The organism is Nonomuraea sp. NPDC047529, from assembly GCF_040642995.1.
GTDB lineage: Bacteria > Actinomycetota > Actinomycetes > Streptosporangiales > Streptosporangiaceae > Nonomuraea.
Genome location: NZ_JBEYTJ010000095.1, coordinates 1 through 4,659, shown reverse-complemented (window position 1 = coordinate 4,659; position 4,659 = coordinate 1). Strand labels below are relative to the sequence as shown.

Below are 4,659 nucleotides of genomic sequence, written 5' to 3'. Positions count from 1 at the left end.
GCCTGGTCCGCCTCGTCCTCACCCCTGACTTCCACAAGGGGGCGGGCATCCCGATCGGCACGGTCATCGAGACCGAGGGCGCGCTGCTCCCGCAGGCGGTCGGCAACGACGTCAACTGCGGCATGCGGCTGGAGGTGACCTCACTCACCGTGGAGCAGGTACGGCCGCGCCTGGACGCCCTGGAACGGCGGCTGCGGCACTTGTTCTTCGAGGGCGGCCGCCGCATCGCCCTCACGCCCGCCCAGCGGGAGGCGCTCCTGCGCGACGGGCTCCCGGGGCTCATGCTCACCGGCGACGCCCCCTGGCAAGGCCACCAGCCCACCGACACCGAGGACTGCCTGGACCGCATGCACGCCCCGGCGCACCCGACCGGCACCGCCGAGGCGTTCACCGACTGGATCACCAGCGCGGGCGGCACCGAGGCCGCCAGCCACGACAGCCTCATCGGCAGCATCGGCGGCGGCAACCACTTCGCCGAACTGCAGTACGTGGCACGGATCCACGATCCCGCCGCCGCGTACGCGTGGGGTCTGACGGCGGGCGCGGTCGTCCTGATGGTGCACAGCGGCTCACTGGCGCTGGGTCACCAGGCCAACGCCACAGCGCTGGACCGGCTGCGCCGGACCTGGCCGCCGGGGTTGTCGCGACCCCGCAACCAGATCCTGCCGTTCCTGCTGAACGGGCGCACGGCCGCCGCCCGGCGCCGCTACCTGGACGCCTTCGGCAACGCCGCCAACTTCGCCTCAGGCAATCGGTTCTTCCTCGCCCTCACCATGCGGGCGGGGCTCGCCGCCGAATGCGGTCGGATGACGGCGCGCCTGCTCTACGACGCGCCGCACAACCTGTTCTGGCAGGACGGGGACCGCGTCGTCCACCGCAAGGGCGCGACGCCGGCGGGCGGTCACGAGCAGATGAGCGGCGGCCCGTACGCGATGTGGGGTGAGCCCGTGATCGTGCCCGGGTCGATGGGAGCGTCCAGCTACCTGCTGCGGGGCCACGGCAACGCCCGCACGTTGGCCAGCGCCTGCCACGGCGCCGGACGGCGGGTCCCGCGCGGCGCCACCGCACGGGCCGGCGACCGCGACCTCGACGCGTTCCTGCGGGAGTTCCGCGTGGTCACGCCGCTGGACCACCGCGATCCGACCGTGGCGCGCCGCGCGGACGTGATGGCGGCCTGGCGGCGCGACCTCAAGCAGGAAGCTCCGTGGGCGTACAAGGACATCGGGCCCGTGGTGTCGAGCCTGCACGCGGGAGGTGTGGCGGACCCGGTGGCCGAGCTGCGCCCGCTCCTCACCGTCAAGGGCTGACCGCCTTCCCGAACCAAGGGCCGGGTGCCGGAGGCTCTCAGCCGATCAGGTTGTAGGCGGCGGCCACACTCAGATAGGCGAGCGCGGCCAGGACCACGACGGTGCAGTGAACCCGCCCGGCCAGGGTCCACCAGCCCTTGACCCAGGCCAGCCCGGCGGTGACCAGCGTCACGCCGGCCCCGGCCGCGGCCAGGACGGGCAGCGTGGTGATGGTCGTGAACAACGGGCTGCCGCCCAGGAAGAACTCGGCCTGGTTGGCGTCGAAGTCCGCGAACATCGCCACGAGGGACCCGGCGGAGGCCGTGACGAGCACCGCCGTGATCCACGCGGGCAGCCCGGCCAGGCGTGGCCCGCGAACCGGCCGCCGGCGCGCCGCCCGCCCGGCTCCGGCGGCAGCCCCGAAAGCGCCTGCGGGTGCGGATCCGTCACTGGACCCGCCGGGCCTGCGGCGGCGCCGCGCGAGGCGTACGGCATGCGCGAGGGGTCCGCCCACAGCCGACAGCAGCAGCACGGTCAGGCTCACGCCGAGCACGCCGAGATGCACCGTGGGCGACTGGTACCAGGCCAGGCGCTCCAGCGGCCCCGCCGGGTTCTCCGTGGCCAGCAGGCCGTCGGGGCGGAACCGGATCGTGCGGTAGCCGTTCTTCTCGCGGAACAGGGCGGGGGCGATCTGCGTCCACTGGCGGCTCTCGGTGGGGCCGAGCGCGACCGCGCCGGTGGTGGTCAGGAGGCCGTCGCCGCCCGCGCTGACCGTCACGGTGCTGGTGAGCGAGCTGAGCTTGCCCAGGTCGGTCATGTCGGCGGCCAGGGCCGTACGGTAGGTGCCGGTGTACTGGGCGATGTCGGGCAGCGGGCCCGGCGTGCCGTCCGCCGGGGCGGGGGCCGGGGCGAAGCGGTCGGCGAAGGCGTTGACCAGGGACCAGGCGGAGTCGGGGCCGCCCTTGCCGATGCCGTTGTAGGAGGCGTAGACGCCGATGCCCCGGTCGGGGATCAGCGCCATGATCGCGAAGTAGCCGGGAATGTTGCCCCGGTGCACCAGCAGGCGCCGGCCGTTCCTGGTGTACTCCTGGAAGCCGTACCCCATGCCGGCGGTGCCCTCGGCGTTGCCGAAGTGGCGGCTCTGCATGAGCCGTACGCTGTCCGGGCTGAGTATCCTCCCGCCGCCGGTCAGCTGGGCCAGCATGAATGCGGCCATGTCGGTGGCGGTGGAGCGGAAGCCGGCTCCGTGCGGCGGCATGTGTCCGTATTTGGCCCCTTCGGCCCGGACCTGGTGGCCGTCCTGGAGACGGTAGCCGGGGGCCAGCGCCTGGGCGACGGGCCCGGGCTCGGGCTGGGCCATGCTGGAGCGCGTCATGCCGAGCGGGCGGAAGATGTTCTCCTGCACGTACTGCTGGAAGGGCAGGCCCGAGCGCACCTCGACCAGGTAGCCGGCCAGGCCCATCCCGTAGTTGGAGTAGACGGCCCTGGTGCCGGGCGGCCGGATCCGGGGCGGCTGGTGGTCGGCGAGGTGGGCGCCGAGCGGGTGCACGTCACGGGCGGTGGCCGCGCCGGTGCCGAAGTCACCGCCGGCGAACCCGGCGGTGTGGGTCAGCAGGTTCGCCATGGTGACCGGCCGGCCCGGATAGGCGTCGTCGATCTTGAACGTGGTGAGGTACTGGTTGACGTCGGCGTTCAGGTCGATGCGGCCCCGTTCGACGAGCTGCATGACGGCGGTGGCGGTGATCAGCTTGGCCACCGACGCGGGGGCGAAGACGGTTCGCTCGGCGTCCACGGGACGGCCGGTCTCCACCTCGGCGACGCCGTACCCCTGGGCGAAGACCTGACGGCCGCCCGCCACGACGGCGATCGCCGCCCCCGGGATGTGGTGCTCCTTGAGCTGGCGGGGCACGTAGGCGTCGGCGAACTCCCGTACCGACCGTGCCGGATCGGCCGCCGTCGCGGCGGCGGGGGCGCTCACTGCGAGCAGCGGCGCGGCGACCGCCAGCGAGCACATGAGGGCACGCCAGCGGGACGATTTGCGTTCGAGCAGCATGAGCTGCTCTCCTTTCTGTGGGAGCACGTACGCGTCAAAGGCACGCCGTCACGGCGTGGTCGTGCGGTTCCGCCGTCCGGGGGTGAGTTGCCGCTCGCCCCCGGACCTGTGTCACAGGCTCGTCAGTCGACGCTGAGCAGGATCCTCTCCATCGCCGCGACCTTCTCCGTCAGCTCGCCCAGCCTGGCCTGCACCTCACCCTGCCGCTGCACGGCCTGCTCGGCCAGTTCGCGATATCTGGCCATCTCGGCCGTCAGCACGTCGGTGCGGTGCCGTTCGAACCGGAAGTAGAACGCCATGCAGGCCGTGATCGCGCCGAACAGAATCAGCACGACCACGATGGGGATCACGATGGAACCGATGTCGATCACTGCGGGGTCTCCTGCACCTGATGGGGTCCTTCCTCGTCGTCCGCGCGCAGAGCCGCGAGGACGGTGTCGATCGTCAGGCTGAGCTCGAAGGGCAGCAGCTCGATGTACTTCATCGCCTTGCCGTCGGCCGACAGCTCCAGCCGCCCTTCGATCAGCCCCGCCTTCTCCAGCCGCTCCAGATGCATGTAGAGCAGCGCACGGGACACCTTGATCCGGCGGGCCAGCTCGCTGACGTGGACCCGGCCGCCGGCGAGCTCGGCGAGGATCTGCAACCGGAGTGGATGCCCGACCGCGCCGAGCAGGCGGAGCAACTCTTCGCTGGTCGGCATGTCGTCCTTGGGGAGCGCCTGTCTTGCACCTGTTAGTTCAGTCTTACAGGTGCAAGTGTACGCGTCAAACCGCTCCACCCCCACTACCGCGACGGAGGCAAAGGCGGCCCGGGACGCGGTGCTCGCGGTCGGACTGTCCTGCTCCATCGCCACCGCCCTGCTCTGCCGGCCGAACGCTTGCGGGCGTCTGTCACTGCTGAACAGGCAGCAGGTTCGTCTCGGTCGCCCTTCGCGAGGATCGGTCAGCCGAACCGCAGGACGAACCGCCCGCGTACGCCGCGCCGTTCGAGCGAGCGATGCGCGTCGGCGGCTCGGGAGGCCGGCAGCTCGCCGGCCACGCGGAAGGTGAGCCGTCCTTCACCGGCGAGTTCGGCGAGCCGGTCGAGCTCGGCCGCGGCCTCGACGTAGTCGCGGACGAAGATCGGGGCGACGCGGACCCGGCCGGTCCCGTCGCCCTGGTAGCCGCGGACGGTGACGACGGTGCCGCCGTCCTTGACGGCAGGGAGCACGACGGCCTCCAGCGCGGCGGCGGGGGCGAGCCCGTCGGCGCCGCCCGGGGGGGGGGGGGGGGCCGTCGCGGCGGAGTCGGGCCCCCGCGGCCCGAGCACGTGGGCTCCCCA

The 4,659-nt window shown here is 72.6% G+C and carries 5 protein-coding genes; 1 reads left to right on the top strand and 4 read right to left on the bottom strand.

The genetic code is table 11. The features are described 5' to 3' along the window. The coding region (locus ABZ815_RS52580) for an RtcB family protein (RefSeq protein WP_357711076.1) at nucleotides 1-1,307 on the top strand (1,307 nt) is incomplete at its 5' end. Between the two features lie 37 nt (nucleotides 1,308-1,344). Here ABZ815_RS52580 and ABZ815_RS52575 read toward each other — a convergent pair. The 4 genes from ABZ815_RS52575 to ABZ815_RS52560 all read right to left on the bottom strand — a co-directional run. Continuing rightward, nucleotides 1,345-3,339 carry a serine hydrolase domain-containing protein gene (locus ABZ815_RS52575; RefSeq protein ID WP_357711073.1) on the bottom strand — a complete coding sequence of 665 codons (1,995 nt, stop codon included), beginning with the start codon at nucleotides 3,337-3,339 and terminating at the stop codon, nucleotides 1,345-1,347. A gap of 122 nt (nucleotides 3,340-3,461) precedes the next feature. Then, a complete protein-coding gene (locus tag ABZ815_RS52570; RefSeq protein ID WP_352326865.1) occupies nucleotides 3,462-3,710 on the bottom strand; it encodes a hypothetical protein in 249 nt (82 codons plus the stop codon). Then, nucleotides 3,707-4,039: a winged helix-turn-helix domain-containing protein gene (locus tag ABZ815_RS52565; RefSeq protein ID WP_357711071.1), complete on the bottom strand. Its 333-nt coding sequence runs from the start codon at nucleotides 4,037-4,039 to the stop codon at nucleotides 3,707-3,709. Before ABZ815_RS52565 ends, ABZ815_RS52570 begins: the two co-directional genes overlap by 4 nt. 242 nt (nucleotides 4,040-4,281) lie before the next feature. Next, on the bottom strand, nucleotides 4,282-4,659 hold a 378-nt coding region (locus ABZ815_RS52560), incomplete at its 5' end, for a zinc-binding dehydrogenase (RefSeq protein ID WP_357711068.1).